Here is a 26895-nt window from a genome sequence, read left to right as displayed (position 1 = left end):
ACTCTTACATTAAATTTAATTTTCACTAAATTTTCTAAGAATATACCCTTTTGCCGATATATTTTCGATATTTATACCATCAAGATGCTTTTTGAGTCTTAAAACCGCCGTATGGATAGAGCCTTTTTTAACATCAAGACTATCATAAACATACTCTTCTATCATATCATAAGTTACGACCATATTTATATTATAACAAAATAGCCAAAGAAGTTTATTTTCTATATTCGTCAAAAATAGCTGTTTTTCGCCATCAAATATCGTTTCATTAGATAAATTAACCCTTATGTTTGATGATATTTTAAATATCTTATCCTCTTTTTTAGATATTGCCAAAAGTAGAGCATTTTGCACATCTTCTATGACAAGCGGTTTTCTGATAAACTGCATAGCTCCATCTTTTATAGAGCGAAAAAAATTCTCGTCAGTATCATATGAAGTAATTACTATAAAACTCTGTTGAGGCTTTATCTTTTTTATCTCTTCTATCATCTCAAGTCCATTTAGCAGCGGCATATGAATATCTGTGATAATGATATCGATCTTATGATTTTTAAATATTTCTATACCCTCATATCCGTTACTTGCTTCATAATAGCAACGACAATACGGCTTTAATCCCAGCTTTAAAGCGGTTCTTGCCATATCGCAATCTTCAACAACTAAGATATCAACGCCTTTTAACTTTCCTAGTCTCATTTTTGCATCCTTAGCTCAAATATAGTAGGATTTCTAGCACTAACTAGCTTTAAGTCTCCTTTTAATCTCTCATTTGCTATCTTTTTAGCAAAATACAAACCTATTCCACTTCCTCCGTCTTTTTGACTAATTTTCAAATTTGAAAATAGTTTTTTGATAATGCCGCTTGATATCCCGCCTGCTTGATCGATAACTCTTATATAGACATTTTTATCATCGCTGCTTATCTCTATTTCGATATGGCGTTTTTTAAATTCGTGCGGATAAAAAGCGATAAGAGCGTCTTTTGCATTTTGCAGCAGCACTAAAAGAACTTGCTGGAACATATTTTGTGAATTTGTTATAGTTATATCATCGCACTCATTTATACTTACGCTTACGTTATGTTTAGTAAAATTTATATGAAGTATTTCCAACAAGTTATTTATGGACTTTTTGATACTAAACTCATTTTGAGACGGATCAAATTTGTAAAAGTTTTTGAAATTCTCTATGGTTTTGTTTAAATGCTCCATAGAATCCAAACAGAGTTTTAAACTATTTTTCTCATCTTCTTCGCTAATATTTTTATCTTCTTTTAGTTGTAAAACAGAGCTTATCATTAGTTTAGTCGAGTTTAAAGGCTGCTTTAACTGATGGCTTATAACTCCTATTAACTCGCCTGTTTCTATCATTTTTAGCTGGTGAGTAAGTATAAATTCATACTCTTGTTTTCTCTTTTTAACCTTTTTATACATATAATTATGCAAAGAATTTGCCACTATAATCAGCATTATAAAAAAGCCGAATATCATAATAGACGTCTTTGCAACCACATTTAAACTTTTTGAAATAATGCTGTTTTCATCGATTCCTACGCCTACTGCCCAATCTTGCATAGATGTTTTTAAAACACTTACTTTCATACCGCCGCTTACAAACTCTTTAGAACTAAAGTTGCTATCTATATTTTTCAAACTACTCGCAAATGGATTTGGCTGGTAGTATGAAGTGATTATATCGTGATTTTTATCCATTAAAAAAAGATGTGAAACGATATCTTTATCCACTCCTTTTATCTGCTGCAAAATATTTTTGGTTCGTATAATGCCGCATAAAACTCCTTTAAATTTACCGTGGGCTATGAGAGGAGAGCAGATATTTATCGTTTTTTCATTTAACGTTTTATGATTCGGCATAACTCTAATAGTAGTTATGTTGTGATCTTTAGTATCTTTATACCATGCAAACTTAGCTATTCTATCAAGGTCTTTTTGATCTATCACAAGATATTTCCCGGCGTGTATAAGAAGTCTGTCGTTTTGCAAATAGAGTTGAAAAGTATCGAACATAGGATTTGTTTTACTTAAAATATCTATAGCATTATACAATCTATCGGTGGTAATATTGTCTTCTAAAATCAAGCTTGAGAGTATGGCTGAATAGGAATTCACGCTAGAAACTCTTGAGTCCATCCACTCAGTAACATAACTAGCTAGCTCGGTTGTAATAGTGATCCTATAATCTTTAGCTAAAGATACGAACTCATCTTTAACTTTGTTTAAGCTAAATATAGTAATACCCAAAAATATCACTGTAAAAGCAGATATAACGATGTAAATTTTAAACTCTTCAATACGAGTATAAATAGCATCTATAATCTTCAAATTTAGCTCCTTTTTTTAAATTTTATTAAAAACTCATCACTAAATTCTAACATAAAAATTATAGATTGCTTAAAATATTTAAAAAGATACAAGTCGACGCTCACATCTTTTTAAATTTAAGATCATCTCTCTTCTAAAATACCGTCATTTGCATGAGCATAGAGATATCTTAGAATTTGCATTTCTTGATTATCTGTTGGCTGAGCTCTATCTTTCATACTGATATAAAGCCCTTCCCAACTAAGCATATCAAACTCTTTTGGAGCGTGCGTTCCATGACACTTTGTACATTTATCGTAAAATACATCGCCGCTATCTTCCCATGCGATCTGCCAATCATTAGTCAAATTTGAGTTTAAAATTTCAAGTTCGATGCTAGCTTTTTCACCGTCTTTTTTTAAATTTACACTTTCTAAAAGTGGAAGTTTAAAGTTTTTAGTTGCGTAAAGAGTATTTGGATTTGCGTTATCAAAATACCCTTCGAATTTAACTATTTTAGATTTATCACCGTCTTTTATAACGACTCCCGGAGTTCCGAAATACACCTTTGCATCTTTTAGCTGAAGTATATTTTCATCACTTTTTACATATATGCTACTAGCAAAAACAACGGCTGATAGACTTAAGATTAAAACTATTTTTTTCATGTTACGCCTCTATGATTTTTGGTGGATTATAAGCCGTGTTTGGCGGAATGACTCCTGTAGCTTTTTTGATACCGACTAAATTCGTATTTACGCTAGTTGCTTGAGCCATACTTGAAGTCGGACGATTGCTAGTTAGTACATTTACGTGACCGCTTACGCATCTTGGCTTATCTTCAGAACTATTTTCAGGACTATACCACGCACCTTCGTTTAACGCCATAACGCCCTCAGATATATTTTTACTTACATAAGCTCCGGCTAAAACTCTGCCTCTGTCGTTATAAATTTCAACTACATCGCCGTGAGCTATGCCATATTTTTTAGCGTCATTTGGATTTATCATAACTGGTTCTCTATCATTTATCTTATAAAAGCTCCTAAGATAAGTGTTATCGCCTTGAGAATGCACTCTATAGCTTGGGTGCGGACTTAGCAAGTGAAGAGGATATTTGCGATTTTTATCGCCTAGCCACTCATCAGGCTCTATCCACGCGGGATGTCCTTTGAAATCTTTGTATCCTAGATCTGCGAATTTCGGTACTACGATTTGAATTTTACCGCTTATAGTTGCTAATTTATTTGTTACTGGATCATTTCTAAATTTAGAGTGACGAACGAATTTATAAGACTCTTCGTTTCTAGGAAGTTCGATATACCCTTGCTCCCAAAAATTCTCAAAACTCATGAGTTCTGCAGTTGGAGATATATCATACTCGTATTTTATCTTATCCATCTCGTTTGGTTTTTCATCGGTAAATTTGTTATAAACTTTATCTCCAAATTTTTGTGCAAGAAGTGAAAATATCTCTAAATCACTCTTCGACTCATAAAGAGGTTCGATAGCTTTTTTCATAGCATAAACGCCGTTTTTACCATGAACTCCACCCATAGCTATATCATTTCTCTCTAAAGTCGTACAAGCCGGGAAAACGATATCTGCCATCTTAGCAGTCGGCGTCCACCATGGCTCTTGTACGATAAACGTATCTAAAGTGCGAAGAGCTTTTATAATATTATTTGTATCTGGATGATGACCTACTATGCTACATCCTGCCACATAAGCAACTTTTACTGTTGGATATACTCTTTCTTTGCCTTTATACGTATATTTTTTACCCGGATTCAAGATGGCGTCTGCTATTCTTGAAGCAGGAATTCTGTCTTCTACTCTATTTCTTCCTTGAGATATTCCTGCTGGAGTTCCTACTATGGCTCTAGCTTGTCCTCCGCCGCCAAAATGCATAGAAAACCCGACTCCGCCGCCGCCAAGCCCTATTTGACCTATCATACTAGCTAAAACTATCAAACACCAATCCGCCATCTCTCCATGCTGCGCTCTTTGAAGCGCCCAGTTTCCTGCTAAAAACGTTCTATCTTTAACAAATAAATTTGCAAGCTCCATGATGGTTTTTTCATCTATTGTAGTGATTTTACTAGCCCATTTCGGCGTTTTTGCAACTCCGTCCGTTTTTCCTAAAATATAAGGTAAAAACTTATCAAATCCATCAGTGTATTTTGCTATAAATTCTTTATCATATTTACCACTAGTATAAAGATAGTTCATCATGCCTAGCATCAACGCGATATCCGTGTTCGGTCTGATTTTTATCCACCTTGCATTTAGCATTTGAGCAGTTTCGGTGTAGATTGGATCTATTGATATGAAATTTATACTGCTTTTTGCGTATTTTGAATAGTAAAGATCGTTTTCACGGCTTGGAACTTTCGTGTCTATTTTGTTACATTTAAAAAGATCGGCTCCCCATAAAACATAGGTTTTCGTATGTTCTAATATCTGTTCGTGAGTGGTTTGAAGCGAGTATTTTTCAACGTCTCCTATTATATCGACGTTTACCGCTCCTGCGGCGCCGTTACTATACTCTCCGGCCGTGCCTATGGCTCCGCGTTTTGCTACATTAAAAAATCTACCGCAAAGCGAAGGACAAGAGTGAATTCCTCCTGGATGACTCCAGCCGATATATGTTGCGTTATAAATATTTTCTTTTGGAGTTTCTTGAATTTTGTTATAAGCAAGTTCTAACGCTTTATCCCAACTAACGCGCACGAATTCTTCTTTGCCTCTTAGCTTTTCGTGACCGAGTTTACCTTCTAAATACGATTTTCTAACGCAAGGGTATTTAATCCTCGTCGGTGAATAAACGCGATCTAGCCACATTTTTGTCATCGCAGTAGGACGTTTATCCATAGGATGAGGAAGTATATCTATGATTTTTCCGTCTTGAGTTAGAGCATAAAACGGTCCAAAGTTACTTGCGTGAGCGACTTTTTGAACCGGACTTAAAAGCTCGTCAGCTTTCATGGAGGCTACTGCTGCACTACTTAATGCTAAGCCTTTTAAAAAATTTCGCCTAGAGTTTAGCATCTTTTCTCCTTTAATTACAAAATATTTGTTAATTATATATTGAATTAAAATTTATGTATGTGACATAAATCACAGAATTAATTTTAAATTTTAAATATAAATTTATATATTTTAGTGTTAATTTAATATATTAATCTAATTGTTAATATTATTTGTATATTATTGTACAAACAAACCATTATCTAATATAAAGGTTAAAATATGAAAACTTTCCGATTTTATTCATCACTTAGCCCTGAGCATCAAAAGCTTTTAGATGATAATTCTACATTTATTAAACTGGATGTAGGAACCGAGCTTTACAGACAAGGCGATACATGCCCAAATTTGATGTTTCTTACAAAAGGTAAAGTTAGAGTGGTGCGTCAGCATGAGAGCGGACAGAGCATACTGCTCTACTATTTTTCACAAGGCGAACAGTGTAACGTAAATTTTACTAGCACGTTTAACGCTATGCCGGCTATAGGAACAGCTATCGCAGAGAGTGATTTAGAAGGATATACCATACCTACAAGTATAATTGCCCAGATGTTTATAGAAGATAAAGCGTTTCAAACATATGTTTTTGAACAATATGCAAAAAGAATGGAGCATATGGCAGCTCTTATAGAAGATATTAGATTTTTAGGTTTAGATTCAAGAATTTTGCACTTTTTACAGTCTAAAAAAAGCAAAATAATAAATTTATCGCACGAAGAGTTAGCAGATATCATCGGTACTTCAAGAGAAGTTATCAGCAGAATACTAAAAAGTTTTGAGAAAAATGGAATAGTAAAATTATCAAGAAAAAAAATAGAACTTGTTTAGACTAAATTTAAATTCTACCGGTGAGCGAAATACACGCAATCACCGGTAAAAGTTTAAATAATCAATTAAAACTAAACTCATCTGGATGATCTAGAGCATAACGGAATTTTTCCATATCTATCTTTTTATCCCAAATAGCGACTATTAGACAAGCAACGGAATTTCCACAAAGATTTCCTACGGCTCTCATCTCGCTCATAAATTTATCCACTCCGAGCAACACTGCGACGGTTACGACAGGAATCACGTCGTGCAATGCTCCAAATGTTCCTGCAAGTACGATAAACCCTGAACCAGTTACGCCTACTGCACCCTTAGAAGTGATCATAAGAATGATAAGTATACTAAGAAGATGAGTAAAACTAAGATCTATGTTGAAAGCTTGAGCTAAAAATATAACACTCATAGAGAGATAAATATTCGTGCAATCCAGATTGAAAGAGTATCCAGTAGGAACTATAAGTCCAACGCAACCTCTTGATATACCGGCGGCTTCTAGCTTTTTCATCAAAGGTCCAAGGGCTATCTCGCTAGAGCTTGTAGCAAATACTATTAAAACTTCTTTTGCTATAAAACGCATAAATTTAAATATATTTACCTTAGCCATATAGCATATAGCACCTAAAATAACAAATATAAATATAAGACAGGCCGTAGCCATAACAGCGAGGAGTTGGATCATTCCAAACAGAGACGACAAACCGAACTTGCCTATCAAATATGCCATAGCAGAATACGCAGCAATAGGACTCAACCACATAAACCATGCTAGGATTTTTAATACGTAATGTTGAGCAAATTCAAGTGGTTTCATACAGTTTTTTTTATAATGATTTGGTAAAATCGATAAGATTATAGCAGTCATCAAGGCCATAAAAAGAACTTGCAAAGTATTTGCTTTTATAAAAGGCGTTATAGGATCTGGTGGGATAGCGCTTTTTAAAATAGCAAGAGTTGAGCCGACCTCTTTTGGATCTTTCACGTATTTTGCGACACTTGATGGATCAAGAGCATTTATATCAAGATTCATTCCGACTCCTGGTTGGAAGAATAGAGCAGAACCTATACCAACAGCAAGTGCTATAGTACTAACTACTTCAAAATATACAAAACCTTTAAATCCGATGCTACCGACTTCCTTTAGACTATCAAGTCCTATGATTCCAGATACTATAGTTAAAAATATAATAGGACCTATCATCAATTTTAGAATTTTAATAAACCAGTCGATTCCCGGTTTTGAAGCCTCACCAAGTTCTGGCGATATAACACCAGTAGCGATACCCAAAACTATACCTATAACAACCCAAAAAGCAAGATTTGTAACTGTTCTTACAAAAATGGACTGCTTGTTTTTAGAAACAGTGGAATTCAAAATATCTCCTTTAAACTTTGCATCAAAGAAATATAGCGAAAATAATATTATGATTTATTAAAAGTGAGAAAATATTTTATAGATTGGATAAGCGCTAAAAATAGCGCAAATCCAAATAAGATAAATTATAAAATTTAGAGTAATTACGCGTGAAAACTAAACTCATCTGGATGATCTAGAGCGTAACGGAATTTTTCCATATCTATCTTTTTATCCCAAATAGCGACTATTAGACAAGCAACGGAATTTCCACAAAGATTTCCTACGGCTCTCATCTCGCTCATAAATTTATCCACTCCGAGCAACACTGCGACGGTTACGACAGGAATCACGTCGTGCAATGCCCCTAATGTTCCTGCAAGTACGATAAACCCTGAACCTGTTACGCCGACTGCACCCTTAGAAGTGATCATAAGAATGATAAGTATACTAAGAAGATGAGTAAAACTAAGATCTATGTTGAAAGCTTGAGCTAGGAATATGATACTCATCGAAAGATAGATATTCGTACAATCCAAGTTAAACGAATATCCAGTCGGTATGATAAGCCCAACGCAACCTCTTGATATACCAGCGGCTTCTAGCTTTTTCATTAGCGGCCCAAGAGCAGTTTCACTAGAGCTTGTAGCAAATACTACTAAAACTTCTTTTGCTATAAAACGCATAAATTTAAATATATTTACCTTAGCAACGTAACATATGATACCAAGCACGACAAATATAAATATAATACACGCTACAGCCATAACAGCAAGCAACTGAATCATACCTATAAGTGATGATAGACCGAACTTACCTATCAAATATGCCATAGCAGAATACGCAGCAATAGGGCTAAACCACATAAACCATGCTAGGATTTTTAATACGTAATGTTGAGCAAATTCAAGCGGCTTCATACAAGTTTTTTTGTAGTTATTAGGCATAAAAGATAGAACTATCGCAGTTACGATCGCCATAAAAAGAACTTGCAAAGTATTTGCTTTTATAAAAGGCGTTATAGGATCTGTGGGAATAGCGCTTTTTAAAATAGCAAGCGCAGATCCGACCTCTTTTGGATCTTTCACGTATTTTGCAACGCTAGCCGGATCAAGAGCATTGACATCAAGATTCATTCCGACTCCAGGCTGAAGTAAATATGCCGCGCTGATACCAACAGCAAGCGCTAAAGTACTAACTACTTCAAAATATACAAAACCTTTAAATCCGATGCTGCCTACTTCTTTTAAACTCTCAAGGCCTATGATACCAGACACGATAGTCAAAAATATAATAGGACCGATCATCCATTTTAGAATTTTAATAAACCAGTCGATTCCCGGTTTTGAAGCTATACCAAGTTCTGGCCATGCAAAACCTACGATGACACCCAATACGATACCAAGTACGACCCAAAATGCAAGATTCGTTATAGTTCTTACAAAAACTGGTCTTTGACTTTTTACAACAGTACTCAAAACATCTCCTTAATAATTTTAACGATGTAAGAATACCACAAAGTAAAAGTAATAAGTATAAAATAACTACAAAAACAGAAATATAAATTATTGATATGTTTAATATTGTAACATAGTCACGAAAAAATAACTCTTTATTAATGTTTTATTTAATTATTAGCCTCTGTAAGAAGCTAATAATTATTTTTAAAATTTAACTATTTTTATAAGCTTTCTTTTATTTCAACTGTTTGAATTTTGTCGCCTTGCCTGATAGAATCCAAAATTTTTTTGCTTGCATCATCAACCAATACTCCAAAAACAGTATGAGCTCCATCAAGATGCGGTTGTGGGCTGTGACACACGAAAAACTGGCTTCCGCCTGTGTCGCGTCCAGCATGCGCCATAGATAGACTTCCTCTTAGATGCCTATGTTTTTGATTTACGCATTCGCATTTTATCCTCCAGCCAGGACCGCCTGTGCCGGTACCTAAAGGGCAACCGCCTTGGATAACGAAATTCGGTATAACTCTATGGAAATTTAATCCGTCATAAAATCCGCTTTTTGCCAAAGTAGCAAAATTTGTTACGGCTTGAGGTGCGTCGTCTCCAAAAAGTTCTGCAACCATATCGCCTTTATCTGTTTTTATCACAGCGTATTTTAGCTTTGCTAACTCATCTTTGTCTATTTCATAAACTTTTAAATCTTCTCTCATATCTTCACCTCTCTTTAAATTTAATTTACTCTATATTAGTATAAACAGCTTGAACATCGTCGTCATCTTCAAGCTTATCAAGCAATCTCTCAAGCTCACCAATCGCAGATTCATCTAAATTTACAGTCGAGTTTGGTATGAACTGCAAACTACCTTTTTTAACTTCAAGTCCCATTTTTTCTATGCCTTCACTAAGCGTACCAAAACTAGTATAATCTCCGTATATAGTTAGAGTTCCATCATTTTCTTCTATATCGGTAAGTCCGGCGTCGATGAGCTCAAGCTCAAGCTCTTCTATATCGCCGCTTGGTTTAACTACTTCAAAAATAGCTTTCCTAGAAAACATAAAATTCAAACTTCCGCTAGGCAGCATCTCTCCGCCGTTTTTACTAAATATCGACTTTACGTTTGCTACGGTGCGAGTTGGATTATCGGTTGCCGTTTCTACTATAATCTGAACTCCATGAGCTGCTTTTCCGTCATAAAATATAGTTTTTATATCGCTGCTATCTTTTCCGTTTGCTCTTTTTATAGCCGCGTCTATGTTGTCTTTTGGCATATTTTGAGCTTTTGCCGTTGCTATCGCTGTGCGAAGTTTAGGGTTCATATCAGGGTCGATTCCACCTTCTTTTGCCGCTACTGTAATTGCTTTTGATAGCTTTGGAAAAAGCTTACTCATTTTATCCCAACGAGCTTCTTTTGAAGCGCGTCTATATTCAAATGCTCGTCCCATTATAATCCTTAGAAATCTATTTTTTAAGCTTAAAATTATATCCAATAAAATTTAAAATATTTTGAACAAAACAGTTAGTACAGTCGCGCTTCCAAAAAGCACTATAAACAGATCCGCAAATTTACTTCTATATTTTTTAAGAGCAGGCACGTTATATATACCGATCATAGGCAGTAAAAACAGAACCGCCGCGATCACCGGACCTGCTAAAGTATCTATAATACCCAAAATGCTAGGATTTAAATACGATAAAACAAACATAACTATATAAAAAGATATGGCAGTTATCTTGGCGATCTTTTTCTTATTGGGTTCTTTTTTACCGAATTTAACGCAAGTTTTATGTACAAGCCCGTTTAATCCCTCTCTAGCGCCGAAATAATGTCCGAAAAAACTCGTAGCGATAGCTAAAATAGCGATAATAGGACCAAAATAGCTAATTACTGGTTCGTTTAGTTTATTTGCAAAATAACTTACTATAGGTATATTTTGCTGGGCAGCTAATAAGAAATCATTTCTATCTAGGCTCATCACGCAAGAAATCACGAAAAACATTACGAAAAATAACAAAAGTCCGGCGTTGTAAAATAAAATTTGATTGCATTTATAATCTTTATGACTATCTCCGTAATGCCTTTGCATACTAAGAGCAAACGTTGAAATAGCCGGCGTATGCTCAAAAGCAAAAGCTAAAACAGGAAGCGCAAACCATATAGTTATGCCAAAATCCGTTATGCTAGGAACATACGAAAAAACTTCAAATTTCCAGTGTGGTATAAGATACAAAGAAAACATAAGAAGCAAAGCACAAAGTGGATAAACCAGCCATTCGCAAACTTTTATAACCAAATCTTCATTAAAAATCATAACAAACATCATCAAAGTTATGACTACAAAACAGACTAAAAAACGGTTAATCTCACCAAATCCAAGCTGATAAGTCATAAAGCTCATAACCGTATTTGTTATACTCACTCCATACATTATACAAGCCGGAAAAAACGCAAAAAAATATAAAAAAGTGATGATATAACCCCACTTAAAACCAAAATACTCCTCGCAAACATCTGTTATATCACTCTGTTTTTTAGCAGAAGCATTGCAAAATCTAGCCAAAGCCCTATGGCTTAAAAAAGTCATGGGAAAAGCCAAAATAGCCATGATAAAAACAGGCCATATGCCGCCTACTCCGGCTTTTATAGGCAAAAATAAAATTCCAGCTCCGACCGCAGTACCAAAAAGCGACATCGTCCATCTAAGATCATATTTATTAAATTTATCAAACTTATACAAAATTTACCTTTTTAATTAAAAATTGCGCTATTGTATCAAAACAAAACTTTTAAAAATCAAAAATATCTATATGCTAAATTTAGTATCTGTTATATCGTCGTAGAACTCTTATAAAATTATCTTTATATATTTAATATTTTAACCAAACATAAAGCAAGTTTGTATAATTTTAATAAAAATAGCCCAAAAATCGCCTATTTGATGCGATATTAAACCATATTAAATTTAGTAATGTTTTATATTAATCATTAATTTAATCAAAAAAAATATAATACCGAATCAAGGATGAAGAATGATACGAAATGCTACGAAAAATGATGCGAAAAGAGTTATAGAACTACTAAATTTAGCAATGGACAATATAGCATTTACTCTTAGCGGAACTACAGATATTAAAATTTCAAATACTATTTTAGAAGAGTTTTTTAGATCAACAAATAATCGTTTAAGTTATGAAAATATTTTAGTTTTTGAGTTTAAAAATGAAGTTATAGGAGCTATTTGTATATATGAGTCAAAAATGGCAAAAGAACTTGATATCGCATTTATAAATAGATTAAAAAGTCTGGGAATTGAGCCAAATATTAAGGTTGAATGCGATACCCAAAACAATGAGCTGTATATAGATAGTATAGCAGTAGATGAAAATCATAGAGGAAAAGGAGTGGCGAAACAACTTATAGAAGCTAGTTTTTTACGAGCAAAAGAGCTTGGCATAAGTCTGTCTCTTTTAGTAGATGAAGCTAAATCAGATGTCAAAAGCTATTATAAAAGAGTTGGATTTAAACCTTGCGGAAATAAAGAAATTCTAAACCACAAATATATCTATATGATTAAGGAGATAAAATGAAATTTGTAGTGGATAATATAAATTGCGAAAAGTGTGCACAAACAATAAAAAATTCATTAGAAGACGATTTTGGCAAAATAGAAATAGATCTTAGCGTAAATCCGCGAATACTAAGTTGTGATTTGCAAAATAGCGATAAGCAAAAATTTAAATCCGAATTAGAAGACTTAGGATATAAAGTCATCAAAGAAATAGACTAGGAGTTATTTTGGCAAATAGTGTTAAATTAAACATTACTGGAATGACGTGTGTAAATTGTGCTAACGCCATAGAAAAAAGTACAAAAAAATTGGATGGAGTTATAAGTTCTAAAGTTAGCTTTGCAGAATCTAGCGCCGTATTTGAAATAGATGATAATAGCAGATTAGAGACTATAAAATCAAAAATAAAAAAGCTAGGATACGGGATCGTCGCAAATTATGACGAGCTTGAAGCCGTAAAACAAAAAGAAGTTCTAAATTTAAAAAATAAGTTAATTATAGCCGCGATTTTCAGCACAGTTACTATGGCTCTTGAAATGACCGGACAAGATAATTTTTTTAAATCTCTATTTTTGCTACTTTTAACAAGTATTGTTATATTTTACTGCGGAGTTGGCTTTTATAAACATGCGATCTCTTCGCTGAAAAATAGAAACTACGATATGAACGTACTTATATTTTTAGGTACTTTAATGGCTTATTTATACTCTATTTTTACATTTATAATACCCGAGGCAATACCGCAAAATATGAGATATTTATATTTTAGCGGAGCATCAATGATAATAACATTTGTACTGCTCGGTAAATTTTTAGAAGAAAGATCAAAAATCAAAGCCGGAAATTATCTAAAAACACTTATGGATCTTAGCCCAAAAACAGCTCTTATTCTAACAAAAGACGGAAGCAGCGTATCTATACCGACTAGCGAGCTAAAAATAGGAGATATAGTAGTAGTAAAAAACGGATACAATATACCTTGTGATGGAATCATAGTAAACGGAGGTGCAGAGATCGACACGGGAGCGCTAACAGGAGAGAGTTTGCCTGTCTATAAAAGTGTCGGAGATAACGTAAATGCTGGTACTCTCAACACAAACGGTTATATAAATATCAAAGTTACAAAACGAGATAGCGACTCTTTGTTATCGCAAATTTTAAATCTATTAGCAAATGCAAGTAGCCAAAAAATGCCTATATCAAGACTGGCTGATAGAGTAGCAAATATATTTGTTCCTTCGGTTATAAGCATAAGTATAGCGACTTTTTTGATATGGACGATGCTAGATACTCCTACTAGAGGAATTTTAGCCGCTATAAGCGTACTTATCATATCGTGCCCGTGCGCGCTTGGTTTAGCAACGCCTATAGCTATCATTTCTGGAATATCAGTAGGTGCAAAAAATGGAATTTTAATCAAAAATCCAGAAGTTATGGAAGTAATGAAAGATATAAAATACGCAGTATTTGATAAAACAGGAACTCTTACAAAAGGTGAGATTTCAGTGATAAATACAAATTTAAATAGCGATGATCTAAAAATAGCTATAAACGCCGAAGCTTTAAGTGAACATCCTATTTCAAAAGCTATAGTCAGATACGATCCTGATAAGGTAGATAAAAGCTTAAGTTTTGAATTTAAAAATATTCCGGGAATGGGAATAGACGCAAACAATGGGGAAATTTTAATAGGAAATATAAAGCTTTTAAACTCATTTGATATAGATATCAGCAGCGAACATCTAAATGAGATTAACAAGATTTTAGATAGCGGTTTTGGAATAGTATTAGTAGCGATAAACAAACAATACAAAGGTTATATAACTCTTAGCGATACCATAAAAGACGATGCGAAACAGAGTATAAAAGAGATAAAAGATCTTGGCATAATCCCAGTTATGCTAACAGGAGACAATGAAAAAACAGCGCTTGTCGTAGCAAAAGAACTTGAGATAGACAAAGTCATGGCGGGAGTTTTACCAGATGGTAAATTTGAGATTATAAACTCTCTAAAACAAGATGGCTCAAAAGTTATTTTTATAGGAGACGGTATAAACGACGCACCTCCTCTAAAAGCTGCAGATATAGGTATAGCTATGAGTAGCGGAAGCGATATAGCAAAAGACGTAGGCGATATCATACTTATAAAAAACGACTTGAAATCGGTTTTATTTTCTATAAATTTAGCCACAAATACGATGAAAGTAATAAAAGAAAATCTAGCATGGGCGTCTATTTACAACATACTTTGTATCCCAGTAGCCGCAGGAGTTTTATATCCGTTTTTTGGACTACTTTTAACTCCTATGTATGCGGCACTTGCTATGAGTATAAGCTCGGTTAGTGTAGTTTTAAATTCGCTTAGACTAAGAATTATGAAATTCTAATTATGTTTTTACATATAGATTTAGACTGTTTTTTTGTTTCCGCCTCCAGGACTGTAAATCCTGATTTAAACGGTAAAGTCGTAGCAGTAGCAGGAGGAAACAAAACAGATATATTTGGTGATTTTATAGAAAGCGGAGTTATAGTAAGTGCTAGTTATGAAGCTAGAAGACTTGGTATTGGTTGTACTATGCACTCAAGCATAGCTAGAAAAATATACCCAAATATAATTATACTACCTACAAATTTTAATCTATACAAAACTCTTTCAAATAACCTTTTTAAGTTACTTTTAGACTATACGGACGAGATTGAAAAATATAGCATAGACGAATTTTTTCTAAATTTGAAAGGAACTAAATTTGAAAACGATCCATTAAATTTCGCAAAAATTCTACAAAACAGAATAAAAAACGAGCTCAAACTTCCATCTAGCATAGGTATAAGCGAAACTAAATTTATAGCTAAATTTGCAACAAATTTAGCAAAACCGTCTAAAATCAAAATTATCAACGATATTTCTGAGATACAAAACTACGAGATAAAAATGTTTCCGGGAGTTGGCGCAAGTGCTGAAAATTTCTTAAAATCTCACGGCGTCATCTATATAAAAGATGTATTTAACGCCCAAAAAATATTTGCAAAACTAGGCAAAAACGGTTTGATATTATATAGTAGAATTTGCGGAAAAAGCAGAGATCAAATTCATAAAAACCGACCGCGAAAATCACTTTGCATAGCAAGAACTTTTAAAGAGATAAGAGATAGAAATATCATAGAAAAAAGACTAATGGTGCTTTGCAGATATGTTAGTTTTGAAGTATTTATGCTAGGTGTAAATCCGACTAAATTTGAACTCAAAATCAAATATAAAAACAACCGAAACATAAATGCAAGCGTTACAAAGCACACTATTTTCACGCAAAAACTCTTAGAAACAAGTATAAAAGAGTTATTTCTCAAGCATGATAAAACAAGTGATTTTGCTATAACATATCTTAGTGTCGGGGTAGGAGGTTTAAACGAAAAAGCGCAAATGTCTCTTTTTGATATTCAAAATAAAAAAGATAAAGCCATAAGCGATACTCTAGCAAAAATTCGGCTAAAGTACGGAGTAAATGCGATCAAAAGCGGTGGTGAGATTTAAGCAAGGTTTTGTATAATTTCATAAATAGAGTTTTAAATTTATAAAAAGGTGGCAAAAATGAAAGTATCACAAGCTTACTCTATCATAGCTCTTATCTTCGCAAATAATTTCGCAAAAGCTATGAATGAAGAAAATTTAAAAAAACTCACAAATAGCTGGGTTATAAAAACGGAAAATATCGAAAATGAAAAAGGTCTGGAACTTTGGCAAAAAGCACTGCAAACAGATGATGCTAATAGTATAGAAAGTGACCTTGCGTCATTTGGCGGAGCGTGTGTGCTAAAGTTTTTCAAACAAGTTAGCGAAGAAAAAGTAGATGAGTTTTACAAATCCATAAACTTCAACAAACCTTTTAAAGAGCTAAAATCATCTCATATATCAAATATGCTGGCCTTACTAAGCGCTATCTTAAAAAACGATACGAATGACAAATCTCACGCACTTTTAGGACTTTATTTAAGCGAATATCTATTGCCAAGTACTGTTTTATTTGCTAAATTTATAAGATACAACGCAAAAACATATTATTATAAGGCTCTTGGGGAATTTTTGATAGACTATTGCAAAATTTTAAAATCTACATTAGGCTTAAGGATGGAAATTGAATAATTTAAGTAGCTGGAATTTAATCTATCAAAATATGAATCCAGTGGCATTTGAGATATTTGGTCTAAGTGTTCATTGGTATGGCATAATGTACGTTTTAGCTCTCATAGTAGCTCTAATGGCAGCCAAATATTTTGCAAAAAAAGATAAATTAAATATATCAGACTCGCTTCTTGATAATTACTTCTTCTGGGTGGAAATAGGCGTGATACTAGGCGCGAGAATCGGATATATCTTAATTTATGATCCAAACAGCAGCTACTATCTATTTAAACCGTGGGAAATTTTTAATCCATTTCATAATGGCGAGTTTGTAGGAATTCGCGGTATGAGTTATCATGGAGCAGTTGTCGGATTTATCATAGCTACGCTATTATTTTGTAAAAAAAAGAGACAAAACATTTGGATGCTGCTAGATCTTGTGGCTATTTCTGTACCTTTAGGATATGTTTTTGGTCGAATAGGCAACTTTTTAAATCAAGAGTTATTCGGAAGAGTTACGGATGAACCGTGGGGGATAATGGTAGCTGGACAGTTAAGACATCCAAGTCAACTTTATGAAGCATTTTTAGAAGGCGCCATAGTATTTGCTATACTCTATTTTTATAGAAAATTTAAGAAATTTGACGGTGAATTGATAGCTATGTATGCGATGCTTTACACTGTTGCTAGATTTATTAGCGAATTTTATAGAGAACCGGATTTTGGTATAGGATTTGTTGCTTTTGGTATGAGTATGGGTCAAATTTTATCGATTTTTATGTTTGTATTTGGTCTTGTGGTATATTTAAATTTGAAATTAAAAAGAGTAAAAACTGAAAAATAAATTTTAGTTTATAAAATTTATTTTATTATGATACCGATTTTTTAATCTGAATTAATTATTTTCAACATTAAATAATTCTTTAAAATAAAATTAATTAAAATATATTATATTACGGTTTTTAAGCTCAATATAAAATTCAACTAAAAATACTATATAGCGGTAACTTTTAATAGATAAATTAAATAAATATTTAATTTTACTTCAAGTTTGCATAGAGTATAATTATCGCGATTAGATAATTTTTTCCAAAAGGGGAGCTTATGAGTAAGCAAATCGAAGGGTTTCTTGGTATAAGCGAGAGTGGCAAAAAAAGTAGAATTCCTGCCAGACTCGACCTTATCCAAAGTGGCACGGGATTATTTCTTGGGCTTTTTATGTGGTTACATATGCTTTTTGTATCTACAATACTGATTAGTGATAATGCGTTTAACACTATCGTTCACTTATTAGAGCTAAGATTTATCTCTGATTCTCCAAATATGAGCTATGTTACTAGCTTCATAGCAGCTGGTGTATTTGTTATATTTTTTATACACGCTGCACTTGGTATGAGAAAAATGCCGATAAACTTTAGACAGTGGCAAATTTATCGTGCTCATACTGTACGTATGAAACATGAAGATACGACGCTTTGGTGGATACAAGCCTGTACAGGTTTTATAATGTTCTTCCTAGCATCTGCCCACCTTATCATAATCATTACAAACTCTGACAAACTCAGTGCGGATCTTAGCTCACAAAGAGTGTTTAGTCACTTTATGTGGTTGTTTTATTTAGTACTGCTTTTTGCTGTTGAACTTCATGGAAGCATAGGTCTATATAGACTATGTGTAAAATGGGGTTGGTTTGAAGGAAACAACGCAAAAGAGTCTAGAAAAAAACTTAAAAAAGCAAAATGGATCTTAAGCGTATTTTTCATAGTCCTTGGGCTACTTAGTTTAGCAGCTTTCTTAAAAATAGGCTATAACAACTACACAACTGGAAATTGGAAAACAGCGCAAGTTTTTCAAATACCTAGCAACGGAGTAAGAGTATGAATGTAAAATATTATGATGCACTAGTAATCGGCGGCGGTTTAGCTGGTCTTAGAGCTGCTGTTGCAGCCGGAGAAAAAGGACTTAGTACGGTAGTTTTAAGTCTTTGTCCTGTAAAAAGAAGTCACTCGGCAGCCGCTCAAGGCGGTATGCAAGCGAGTCTTGGCAACTCAAAAATGAGTGAGGGAGACAACGAGGATGTTCACTTTGCAGATACCGTAAAAGGTAGCGACTGGGGCTGCGATCAAGAAGTTGCTAGAATGTTTGTTCAAACAGCTCCAAAAGCTATACGTGAACTTGCTAGCTGGGGAGTGCCGTGGACTAGAATCACAAAAGGCAAAAGAAGTGCTATTATAAACGCACAAAAAACAACTATTGATGAAAAAGATGAAGTTCATGGGCTTATCCATAGTCGTGATTTCGGTGGTACTAAAAAATGGAGAACATGTTTTACTGCTGACGCTACCGGACATACAATGTTATTTGGCGTTGCAAATGAAGCTTTAAAACATAATGTTGAAGTTCATGATAGAAAAGAAGCTATAGCTCTGATCCATGAAAACAACCGTTGTTATGGTGCTATAGTTCGCGATCTTGTGACAGGAGAGATAACTGCTTATGTTGCAAAAGGAACTCTTATAGCAACCGGTGGCTACGGTAGAATTTATAAACACACTACAAACGCGGTTATATGCGAAGGTATCGGTGCTGCTATCGCTCTTGAAACAGGTGTTGCAAAACTAGGAAATATGGAAGCAGTTCAGTTCCACCCGACTCCTATCGTCCCATCTGGTATCCTTTTGACTGAAGGTTGTAGAGGCGATGGCGGACTATTAAGAGATGTCGATGGATATCGCTTTATGCCTGATTACGAGCCTGAGAAAAAAGAACTTGCTAGCCGTGACGTTGTTAGCCGCCGTATAATGGAGCACATCAGAAACGGTAAAGGCGTAAAAAGCCCTTATGGTGAACACGTATGGCTAGATATCAGCATACTTGGACGTGAGCATATCGAGAAAAACTTACGTGACGTTCAAGAAATTTGCCAAATTTTCAACGGTATAGATCCTGCCGATGAAGGTCCAAAAGGCTGGGCTCCGATCCTTCCTATGCAACACTACTCTATGGGCGGTATCCGAGTAAAACCAAATGGTGAAAGTCAAACTCTAAAAGGTCTATTTAGTTGCGGTGAAGCGGCTTGCTGGGATATGCACGGATTTAACAGACTTGGCGGAAACAGCGTTGCTGAAACCGTAGTTAGCGGTATGATAGTCGGGGATTATTTTGCTCAGTATTGCGATGAAAATGAGATAGACATACAAACTCAAACATTAGAAAAATTTGTAAACAAAACAGAAAGCTACTTAAAAGAGCTTTTAAATAAAGACGGAAAATACAACGTATTTGAAATCAAAAATAAAATGAAAGATATAATGTGGGAACATGTTGCTATCTTTAGAACAGGCGACGGACTTGCAAAAGCTGTAAAAGAGCTTGAAGAGCTTTACAAAGAATCAACAAACGTAAAACTAAGCAACAAAGAGTTATTTGGCAATCCTGAGCTTGAAGAAGCTTACCGTGTTCCTATGATGCTTAAACTTGCGCTTTGCGTTGCGTACGGCGCACTTCTTAGAACTGAAAGTCGTGGTGCTCATTATAGAGAAGACTATCCAAAACGTGATGATCTTAATTGGTGTAAAAGAACTCTAACTAGTTGGAAAGAAGGCGATACTATGCCTACGGTCGAGTACGAAGAGCTTGATATCATGAAAATGGAGATGCCACCTGCATTCCGTGGATACGGTGCAAAAGGCAATATCATAGAAAATCCGTTATCGGCAAAACGTCAAGAAGAAGTAGATAGCTTAAGAGCAAAACTAGAAGCTGAGGGAAAATCAAGACATGAGATTCAAGAGGCTCTTATGCATTATGAGCTTCAACCAAAATATAAAGCATTAAATGAAAGAGCAGGAATTGGCTATGAGTAGGAAAATAAAAATAAGAGCATTTAAGTATAATCCGCTAAGCAAAGTCAGCAAACCGCACTTTGCTGAGTATGAGCTAGAAGAAACAGACGGTATGACGCTTTTTATCGCGCTAAACCAAATCAGAGAAAAATTTGATCCGGGTCTTAGCTTTGACTTCGTATGTCGTGCAGGTATCTGCGGAAGCTGCGGTATGGTCGTAAACGGTCGACCTCAACTTGCTTGTAGAACTCTTACAAAAGACTATCCAAGCGGCGTTATAGAGCTTATGCCTATGCCGGCATTTAAACTACTAAAAGATCTTAGCGTCGATACTGGAAACTGGATGAATGCTATGAGTAAAAAAGTAGAAAGCTGGATACACACAAACAAAGAAACCGATATCAGCAAAATGGAAGAGAAGGTTGATCCAGAAGCTGCTCAAGAAACTTTTGAACTTGATCGCTGTATAGAGTGCGGTATATGCGTAGCGAGCTGCGGAACTGCACTTATGAGACCTGATTTTATCGGTGCAGTGGGGCTTAACCGCGTAGCTAGATTTAAAGTTGATCCGCTAGACAACAGAAGCGATGATGACTTCTATGAGCTAGTAGGTGATGATAATGGCGTGTTTGGTTGTATGAGCTTACTAGGTTGTGAAGACAACTGTCCTAAGCACCTTCCACTTCAAAGCAAAATAGCATATATGAGACGCAAACTTGCAACTGTAAAATAATTTTCATTTATAAGGCTGGAGTTTCCAGCCTTATCGTATAAAGCTTTTTTAAATTTCCGTTAAATTTAAAAATCTTCACTAAACAAAGGTTTATTTAAGATTCTAAACTTAAGCGATACTCTTCATAAGTCCCTTTAAAATCAACTATATCGCCATTGCCTTTTATATGCAAAATTCTATTTGCAAATGCATCTATAAGCTCTCTATCATGGCTTACACAGATACAAGCTCCACTAAAATTATAAAGTGATTCGCCAAGAGCGATAATGGCTTCAAGATCAAGATGGTTATTTGGTTCATCAAGTACTAATACATTTGCCCTTTGCAACATAAGCTTAGAAAGCATGAGTCTGTGTTTTTCGCCACCGCTTAAACTACCGACTTCCTTTTCTTGTTCTAAACCGCTAAAAAGCATTCTGCCAAGACATTTTCTAATCTCATCAAGATCTTTGTTTTTCGCATCTTGCAGCCACTCGTATAGTTTTAAATTTCCGGTGATCTTATTTGAACTATCTTGAGCAAAATACCCAAGCTCTATAGTAGCGCCAATATGTACTTTGCCGCTTTGGGCAGCAAGTTCTCCCATTATGATTTTACAAAGAGTGGATTTTCCCACACCGTTGCTTCCGATAATGGCTACTTTATCACCTTTATTCATTTTAAAATTAAAATCTTTTAAGATTATCTTATCTTCAAAACTTTTATTTAAATTTGAAAGCTCTATCAGCTCATTTCCTATTTCGCGATTTGTACGAAACAGTATACTAGGGTCTCTTCTACTTGACGTTTTTATCTCGCCTATCTGAAGCTTTTCTAGCTGTTTAGAACGACTAGTTGCTTGTTTTGCCTTGCTGGCATTCGCACTAAAACGAGCGATAAATTTTTCCAACTCTTCTTTTTCTTTAAGCAACTTAGAACGCTCCATCTCTGCTTGTCGACTCATCAAATTTGCAGCAATATACCAATCGTCGTAATTACCTACAAACTCACGAATTTGTTTGAAATCGACATCTAAAATATGTGTACAAACTCTATTTAAAAAGTGTCTATCATGACTGATAACTACAAGTGTTCCTTCATGGTTTATAAGCTCTCGCTCCAACCATGAAATAGCATCCAAATCAAGGTTATTTGTCGGTTCATCAAGAAACAAAATATCTGGCTTAGGAAATAAAACTTGAGCCAAAAGCACTTTAAATTTATCCGAGCTTTCCACTTCGCTCATAAGCTTATCAAAATTATACAGTCCTAATGAACTCAAAATCTTTTCTATCCTCGTTTCATACTCATAAGTAGGATCTTCCTCAGCTGAGATAATTTCAAGTTCACTTAAACGTTCATTTACCTCATCGCTAAATTCCTCGCTCATATAGAGTTTTTCTTTTTCCTTCACTGCATCATAAAGTCTTTTATTACCATATAGTACGGCATCTTTTAGAGTAAAACTCTCAAAAGCAAACTGATCTTGGCCCAGTACGCCTACTTTTTTACCGTTTTCTATAACAATTTCACCGCTTGTATAATCAGTTTCGCCACTTAAAATTTTAAGAAATGTTGATTTTCCGGCACCGTTTGCACCGATAAGTCCGTAACGGTTGTGCGCATTGAACTTTAAATTTACATCTTCAAAAAGTAGTTGTTGACCAAATCTCTGAGTCAAACTTTTAACTTCCAACATATTCGCCTCGCTTTAATGCAAGTCAGCATTTAGCTTGATAGCTCTTTTGCTGATACTTGCTGTGATCTGACCGTTTTGGCTATTTTGACGATAATGAAGCCCATTTAAACCGGATAACTCTAACGCTTTATAAATTTCTTTTTCAAATTTAAAATCAGGGTTTATTTTAGCCAACTCGTATCTGTTTTTCTCGTCTATAAATACCTTAGTTCCTTCTAAAATAGCAACTCCGGCGTCCACTATACAATCATCGCCAAGTGGTACTCCAGTAACTGAATTTGCACCGAGCAGACATTTTTTACCGACGCTTATAGCATTTCCGTTTGTTCCGCTTAACACGCCTAAAATAGACGCGCCGCCGCCGACATCGCTTCCCTCACCTACGCTAACGCAGCTACTAACCCTGCCTTCAACCATAACTGCTCCAGTCGTTCCTGAGTTAAAATTTATATACGCAGCTCCTGGCATAACCGTTGTTCCTGGTGCTAACTGAGCTCCCATACGTACTTTTGCACTATCTAAAATCCTAGTGTTATCCGCCGGGATAATATGGCTTAAGTAGCGAGGAAATTTATCTACGCTTATTATATTTGGATACCAACCTTTCATCTTTAACCAAATTTCATTTTCTCTTAAATAGTCTAATTCATAAGGCTGAGAATGCGCGTCCCAAGCTAAATTTGGAAGTATTCCAAATGCACCGTTTAAATTTATACTTCTAATTTCAACCTTGTTTAGAGATAAAAGATACAGTTTTAAATATACACTTTCTACGCTTTTTGGCGCCGCATCCTCATATATAAACGTTACTACAAACTCGCTTTCTGAGCCGTTTTCTTCATTTAAAATTTCATCTAAAACTAGTAAATTTTGGATATTTCTATGTTTATCGCCCTCGCTCTGCGGCACTAAAAAGTCAAAAACTTCTAATGCATCGCTGATAGCAGGAGCTGTAAGTGGCACAGTAAACTCGGTATCGCTAAAGTCTATTTTAAGACCATTTTTTTCTATAGCCCATGTTAAAACTGCGGCACTTCCGTAATTTTCTTTGAAATTTACAACAGAGTAATTTACGCTTATTGTCTTGCCGCCCTTGCCTTTTTGTACTCTACCGATGGCAAAAGCAAACGGATCTTTATAGCCACTTTTAGAGCGAATCTCATCTGTAAATTTTTTAAGCTCATCTTGATTTTTGATACTCATAATGCCCCTTTAAATTTGTAATTTTTGGCTGATTATAGCTAAAAGTATATTAGAACTAAATTTAATAAATTATTTTGATTTTTTAACTGTCGTGGTCGGTATTTACAATATAAATAAATTTGAATAGTACTTTCAAAGTATCATTATAGGTAATTTTAAGGATTTTGAACCAAATTTATAATTTACAATTTCCTTAAAATTACTCAAAATAAAATGCCGTTTAATGACAAGCTGCTTTACCGCTATTATCTGGTTGAATAGCAGAATTATCGGCTCCACCATCTGCATTTATGGACTCGATTTTTTCCCAAAGTTTTGCGGCTGCTTCTTCATATCTTTTTGCGCAAACTGAGTTTGGCTCATAAAAACTTACCGGTTTTCCGCTATCTCCGCCTACTCTTATCGATGGCTCTATAGGTATCTGAGCTAAAATCTCAGTATCATACTGACTAGCCAACTCACTAGTTCCGCCTTTACCAAATATATCATACTCTTTACCGTTATCAGGGCAGATAAATCCGCTCATATTTTCAACAATTCCCGCTACTGGTATATGAAGCTTTTCAAACATATCAAGACTTCTTGCTGAGTCGTCAAGAGCAACGGTTTGCGGAGTACTTACGCATATTCCAGCAGTTACAGGAACACTTTGAGCTAAAGTTATCTGCGCATCTCCCGTTCCTGGAGGCATATCCAAAAACAAAACATCAAGATCGCTCCACATAACTTCATTTAGAAGCTGAGTTATAGCTTTCATTATCATAGCTCCACGCCACATAAGTCCTTGCCCAGCCTCAATAAGAATTCCCATACTCATCATCTCTATACCGTGAGTCAGTATAGGTTTTAATCTTTGGCCAACTACACTTGGCTGTTCATTTTGACATCCAAGCATTCTAGGTATATTTGGACCATAAATATCTGCATCTAAAAGTCCTACTTTTTTACCTTGTTTAGCTAAAGAGATAGCTAAATTTAAAGTTGTTGTTGATTTACCTACACCGCCTTTACCGCTGCTTACCATAACAAAATTTTTAATCTGAGGCGCTATATTTTTACCGCTTCTAGAATTACTTTTTTCTTCTTCTAGTTTTGGTGTTTGAATAATAATTTTTCTATCTAAATTTAAAGATTCTATATCTTGCTTTACTTTAGTTGCGATTTCTGGCTTAGCAGAAACTATCTCAACTACGATATCCGGATCAACTTCTTTTACAAAGCCAAACTCAACTATACTTTTTTTAAATCCAGGATATATTACTTTTTTTAACTCTTCTAAAATTTGTTCATTTGTCATTTTTTCTCCTTTGGATAGTCACTGCACTCTATTTTTGCTATTTCTTGACTAATTTTATAAGCACAAAACTTAGGTCCACACATAGAGCAAAACTCAGCTTCTTTAAATACGTCTTGAGGCAAACTCTCATCATGAAGTTCTCTTGCTTTATCAGGATCAAGAGCAAGCTCAAACTGCTTGTTCCAATCAAATTTATATCTAGCATCACTCATAGCATGATCTCGCTCTATAGCTCCTACTCTACCAAGAGCAATATCTGCTGCGTGAGCTGCTATTTTATGTGATATTATACCATCTCTTACATCTTTTGCATTCGGCAATCCAAGATGCTCTTTTGGAGTAACATAACAAAGCATACTAGCTCCATGAAATGCAGCCATCGTTCCGCCTATCGCACTCGTGATATGATCATAACCTGCTCCGATATCAGTAGGAAGCGGTCCAAGTATATAAAACGGCGCGTCGTGACAAAGGCGTTTCTCTTCTTTCATATTAAACTCGATCTGATTAAATGGAACATGACCTGGGCCTTCTACCATAACTTGAACGTTTTTCTCCCATGCTCGTTTAGTAAGTTCGCCTAAAACAGCAAGCTCACTCATCTGAGCTTCATCGCTAGCATCATGCAAACAGCCGGGTCTTAAACTATCTCCAAGACTTAGCGAAGCGTCATATTTAGCACAAATATCGCATATCTCATCGAAAGCTTCGTAAAATGGGTTTTCTTTATGATGCTTCATCATCCAACTAGCCATAAGACTTCCACCGCGACTAACTATCCCCATTTTTCTTTTTGCTACTAAAGGCATAAATTTAAGTAAAAATCCGGCATGGATAGTAAAATAACTAACGCCTTGCTTAGCTTGTTTTTCTATACATTCAAGCATAATTTGAGGAGTTAGATTATCAAGATCTTTTATATCATGAATTATCTGATATATAGGCACGGTTCCGATAGGCACGGTTGAGTTTGCTATAATAGCGCGTCTTATCTCATCTAAATCTCCGCCGGTGCTTAGATCCATAACAGTATCCGCTCCGTATTTTAAACATACTTTAAGCTTTTCTATCTCCTCGTTTATATCGCTAGCAAGTGCGCTTGAGCCGATATTTGCATTAATTTTACATTTTACGGCTCTACCTATTGCCATTGGAATTTGATTTGTATGATTTATATTAGCAGGGATAATGAGTTTTCCTTCTGCAACTAATTGTCTAATATACTCAGGTTTTAGCATCTCTACTTTTGCTACATACTCCATCTCAGGAGTTATAACTCCATTTTTAGCATAATACATTTGAGTTGGCGTAGGGTCGTTTTTACGGGCTTCGCACCAATCTTTTCTCATATTTTTTCCTTGCTTATTTTTAGATTTTGCTATTGTACTGAAATATAATTGAAAAGCAATTTAACTTACAATTTTAAATTTGAAAATAAAATAATTGCAATGTA

General features: G+C 34.8%; 23 protein-coding genes. 10 read left to right on the top strand and 13 right to left on the bottom strand.

Annotated elements, in window-relative coordinates; all coding sequences use genetic code 11:
• Positions 1 to 15 precede the first annotated feature (15 nt).
• The 4 genes from DQN38_RS02170 to DQN38_RS02155 all read right to left on the bottom strand — a co-directional run bounded on the left by DQN38_RS02170 (position 16) and on the right by DQN38_RS02155 (position 5375).
• Positions 16 to 699, bottom strand: a complete 684-nt coding sequence (locus DQN38_RS02170; protein WP_002848651.1) for a response regulator — start codon at positions 697 to 699, stop codon at positions 16 to 18.
• Entirely contained in the window at positions 696 to 2345 is a 1650-nt protein-coding gene (locus DQN38_RS02165) for a sensor histidine kinase (protein ID WP_002848649.1), read from the bottom strand. Before DQN38_RS02165 ends, DQN38_RS02170 begins: the two co-directional genes overlap by 4 nt.
• Before the next feature lie 122 nt (positions 2346 to 2467).
• Positions 2468 to 2992: a hypothetical protein gene (locus DQN38_RS02160; RefSeq protein WP_065843857.1), complete on the bottom strand. Its 525-nt coding sequence runs from the start codon at positions 2990 to 2992 to the stop codon at positions 2468 to 2470.
• 1 nt (position 2993) lies between these two features.
• Complete coding sequence (locus DQN38_RS02155; RefSeq protein ID WP_002848645.1) at positions 2994 to 5375, bottom strand: molybdopterin-dependent oxidoreductase; 2382 nt, start codon at positions 5373 to 5375, stop codon at positions 2994 to 2996.
• Positions 5376 to 5576: 201 nt separating this feature from the next.
• On the opposite strand from DQN38_RS02155, the gene DQN38_RS02150 reads away from it, so the two are divergent.
• The gene (locus DQN38_RS02150) at positions 5577 to 6182 is read left to right on the top strand and encodes a Crp/Fnr family transcriptional regulator (RefSeq protein WP_002848643.1); all 606 of its coding nucleotides are present in this window, start codon (positions 5577 to 5579) and stop codon (positions 6180 to 6182) included.
• Between the two features lie 61 nt (positions 6183 to 6243).
• Here DQN38_RS02150 and DQN38_RS02145 read toward each other — a convergent pair whose 3' ends face one another.
• The 5 genes from DQN38_RS02145 to DQN38_RS02125 form a co-directional block, all read right to left on the bottom strand.
• Positions 6244 to 7557 (bottom strand): cation:dicarboxylate symporter family transporter, encoded by a 1314-nt coding sequence (locus DQN38_RS02145; protein WP_111738151.1) that lies wholly within the window; start codon positions 7555 to 7557, stop codon positions 6244 to 6246.
• Positions 7558 to 7700: 143 nt separating this feature from the next.
• The gene (locus DQN38_RS02140) at positions 7701 to 9014 is read right to left on the bottom strand and encodes a cation:dicarboxylate symporter family transporter (protein WP_111738150.1); all 1314 of its coding nucleotides are present in this window, start codon (positions 9012 to 9014) and stop codon (positions 7701 to 7703) included.
• 203 nt (positions 9015 to 9217) lie between these two features.
• Complete coding sequence (locus tag DQN38_RS02135) at positions 9218 to 9709, bottom strand: peptidylprolyl isomerase (RefSeq protein WP_002848638.1); 492 nt, start codon at positions 9707 to 9709, stop codon at positions 9218 to 9220.
• 25 nt (positions 9710 to 9734) lie between these two features.
• A complete protein-coding gene (locus tag DQN38_RS02130; protein WP_002848636.1) occupies positions 9735 to 10442 on the bottom strand; it encodes a YebC/PmpR family DNA-binding transcriptional regulator in 708 nt (235 codons plus the stop codon).
• Positions 10443 to 10493: 51 nt separating this feature from the next.
• Positions 10494 to 11690, bottom strand: a complete 1197-nt coding sequence (locus DQN38_RS02125) for an aromatic amino acid transport family protein (RefSeq protein ID WP_197711711.1) — start codon at positions 11688 to 11690, stop codon at positions 10494 to 10496.
• A 337-nt stretch (positions 11691 to 12027) separates the two neighbouring features.
• On the opposite strand from DQN38_RS02125, the gene DQN38_RS02120 reads away from it, so the two are divergent.
• From DQN38_RS02120 to DQN38_RS02080, 9 genes are all read left to right on the top strand, one after another.
• Complete coding sequence (locus DQN38_RS02120) at positions 12028 to 12585, top strand: GNAT family N-acetyltransferase (RefSeq protein ID WP_111738148.1); 558 nt, start codon at positions 12028 to 12030, stop codon at positions 12583 to 12585.
• A complete protein-coding gene (locus tag DQN38_RS02115) occupies positions 12582 to 12785 on the top strand; it encodes a heavy metal transport/detoxification protein (RefSeq protein WP_011731810.1) in 204 nt (67 codons plus the stop codon). Before DQN38_RS02120 ends, DQN38_RS02115 begins: the two co-directional genes overlap by 4 nt.
• Positions 12786 to 12793: 8 nt before the next feature.
• On the top strand, positions 12794 to 14953 hold the full coding sequence (locus tag DQN38_RS02110) for a heavy metal translocating P-type ATPase (RefSeq protein WP_111738147.1): 2160 nt from the start codon (positions 12794 to 12796) through the stop codon (positions 14951 to 14953).
• 2 nt (positions 14954 to 14955) lie between these two features.
• Positions 14956 to 16098: a Y-family DNA polymerase gene (locus DQN38_RS02105; RefSeq protein ID WP_065844023.1), complete on the top strand. Its 1143-nt coding sequence runs from the start codon at positions 14956 to 14958 to the stop codon at positions 16096 to 16098.
• Between the two features lie 57 nt (positions 16099 to 16155).
• The gene (locus DQN38_RS02100) at positions 16156 to 16707 is read left to right on the top strand and encodes a hypothetical protein (RefSeq protein ID WP_011731808.1); all 552 of its coding nucleotides are present in this window, start codon (positions 16156 to 16158) and stop codon (positions 16705 to 16707) included.
• A complete protein-coding gene (gene lgt / locus DQN38_RS02095) occupies positions 16700 to 17530 on the top strand; it encodes a prolipoprotein diacylglyceryl transferase (RefSeq protein ID WP_081014975.1) in 831 nt (276 codons plus the stop codon). The genes DQN38_RS02100 and lgt overlap by 8 nt, the downstream gene beginning before the upstream one ends.
• Before the next feature lie 260 nt (positions 17531 to 17790).
• Positions 17791 to 18567, top strand: a complete 777-nt coding sequence (locus DQN38_RS02090; RefSeq protein ID WP_011731807.1) for a fumarate reductase cytochrome b subunit — start codon at positions 17791 to 17793, stop codon at positions 18565 to 18567.
• Entirely contained in the window at positions 18564 to 20552 is a 1989-nt protein-coding gene (locus tag DQN38_RS02085; protein ID WP_002848620.1) for a fumarate reductase flavoprotein subunit, read from the top strand. The genes DQN38_RS02090 and DQN38_RS02085 overlap by 4 nt, the downstream gene beginning before the upstream one ends.
• Positions 20545 to 21264, top strand: a complete 720-nt coding sequence (locus DQN38_RS02080) for a fumarate reductase iron-sulfur subunit (RefSeq protein WP_024305382.1) — start codon at positions 20545 to 20547, stop codon at positions 21262 to 21264. The genes DQN38_RS02085 and DQN38_RS02080 overlap by 8 nt, the downstream gene beginning before the upstream one ends.
• Positions 21265 to 21358: 94 nt before the next feature.
• On the opposite strand, the gene DQN38_RS02075 is transcribed toward DQN38_RS02080, so the two are convergent.
• The 4 genes from DQN38_RS02075 to thiC all read right to left on the bottom strand — a co-directional run bounded on the left by DQN38_RS02075 (position 21359) and on the right by thiC (position 26791).
• Positions 21359 to 22942: an ABC-F family ATP-binding cassette domain-containing protein gene (locus DQN38_RS02075; RefSeq protein WP_011731806.1), complete on the bottom strand. Its 1584-nt coding sequence runs from the start codon at positions 22940 to 22942 to the stop codon at positions 21359 to 21361.
• Positions 22943 to 22954: 12 nt separating this feature from the next.
• Positions 22955 to 24145, bottom strand: coding sequence for a 2,3,4,5-tetrahydropyridine-2,6-carboxylate N-succinyltransferase (locus DQN38_RS02070; RefSeq protein WP_002848614.1), 1191 nt, complete (start codon positions 24143 to 24145; stop codon positions 22955 to 22957).
• A 220-nt stretch (positions 24146 to 24365) separates the two neighbouring features.
• Entirely contained in the window at positions 24366 to 25442 is a 1077-nt protein-coding gene (locus DQN38_RS02065; protein ID WP_002848612.1) for an Mrp/NBP35 family ATP-binding protein, read from the bottom strand.
• Positions 25439 to 26791, bottom strand: coding sequence for a phosphomethylpyrimidine synthase ThiC (gene thiC, locus DQN38_RS02060; RefSeq protein ID WP_011731805.1), 1353 nt, complete (start codon positions 26789 to 26791; stop codon positions 25439 to 25441). The genes DQN38_RS02065 and thiC overlap by 4 nt, the downstream gene beginning before the upstream one ends.
• Positions 26792 to 26895 lie beyond the last annotated feature (104 nt).

Source organism: Campylobacter fetus subsp. fetus (assembly GCF_900475935.1).
Classification (GTDB): Bacteria; Campylobacterota; Campylobacteria; order Campylobacterales; family Campylobacteraceae; genus Campylobacter; species Campylobacter fetus.
Note: the sequence above shows the minus strand (reverse complement) of the source record. Positions and strands in the feature narration are given on the sequence as shown.

What these genes read in the sequence shown, in the direction of transcription:
- DQN38_RS02170 (WP_002848651.1), bottom strand. Translation starts at nt 699, where the DNA reads ATGAGACTAGGAAAGTTAAAAGGCGTTGATATCTTAGTTGTTGAAGAT.
- DQN38_RS02160 (WP_065843857.1), bottom strand. Translation starts at nt 2,992, where the DNA reads ATGAAAAAAATAGTTTTAATCTTAAGTCTATCAGCCGTTGTTTTTGCT.
- DQN38_RS02155 (WP_002848645.1), bottom strand. Translation starts at nt 5,375, where the DNA reads ATGCTAAACTCTAGGCGAAATTTTTTAAAAGGCTTAGCATTAAGTAGT.
- DQN38_RS02150 (WP_002848643.1), top strand. Translation starts at nt 5,577, where the DNA reads ATGAAAACTTTCCGATTTTATTCATCACTTAGCCCTGAGCATCAAAAG.
- DQN38_RS02135 (WP_002848638.1), bottom strand. Translation starts at nt 9,709, where the DNA reads ATGAGAGAAGATTTAAAAGTTTATGAAATAGACAAAGATGAGTTAGCA.
- DQN38_RS02130 (WP_002848636.1), bottom strand. Translation starts at nt 10,442, where the DNA reads ATGGGACGAGCATTTGAATATAGACGCGCTTCAAAAGAAGCTCGTTGG.
- DQN38_RS02125 (WP_197711711.1), bottom strand. Translation starts at nt 11,690, where the DNA reads ATGTCGCTTTTTGGTACTGCGGTCGGAGCTGGAATTTTATTTTTGCCT.
- DQN38_RS02120 (WP_111738148.1), top strand. Translation starts at nt 12,028, where the DNA reads ATGATACGAAATGCTACGAAAAATGATGCGAAAAGAGTTATAGAACTA.
- DQN38_RS02115 (WP_011731810.1), top strand. Translation starts at nt 12,582, where the DNA reads ATGAAATTTGTAGTGGATAATATAAATTGCGAAAAGTGTGCACAAACA.
- DQN38_RS02105 (WP_065844023.1), top strand. Translation starts at nt 14,956, where the DNA reads ATGTTTTTACATATAGATTTAGACTGTTTTTTTGTTTCCGCCTCCAGG.
- DQN38_RS02100 (WP_011731808.1), top strand. Translation starts at nt 16,156, where the DNA reads ATGAAAGTATCACAAGCTTACTCTATCATAGCTCTTATCTTCGCAAAT.
- DQN38_RS02090 (WP_011731807.1), top strand. Translation starts at nt 17,791, where the DNA reads ATGAGTAAGCAAATCGAAGGGTTTCTTGGTATAAGCGAGAGTGGCAAA.
- DQN38_RS02085 (WP_002848620.1), top strand. Translation starts at nt 18,564, where the DNA reads ATGAATGTAAAATATTATGATGCACTAGTAATCGGCGGCGGTTTAGCT.
- DQN38_RS02080 (WP_024305382.1), top strand. Translation starts at nt 20,545, where the DNA reads ATGAGTAGGAAAATAAAAATAAGAGCATTTAAGTATAATCCGCTAAGC.
- DQN38_RS02075 (WP_011731806.1), bottom strand. Translation starts at nt 22,942, where the DNA reads ATGTTGGAAGTTAAAAGTTTGACTCAGAGATTTGGTCAACAACTACTT.
- DQN38_RS02070 (WP_002848614.1), bottom strand. Translation starts at nt 24,145, where the DNA reads ATGAGTATCAAAAATCAAGATGAGCTTAAAAAATTTACAGATGAGATT.
- DQN38_RS02065 (WP_002848612.1), bottom strand. Translation starts at nt 25,442, where the DNA reads ATGACAAATGAACAAATTTTAGAAGAGTTAAAAAAAGTAATATATCCT.
- thiC (WP_011731805.1), bottom strand. Translation starts at nt 26,791, where the DNA reads ATGAGAAAAGATTGGTGCGAAGCCCGTAAAAACGACCCTACGCCAACT.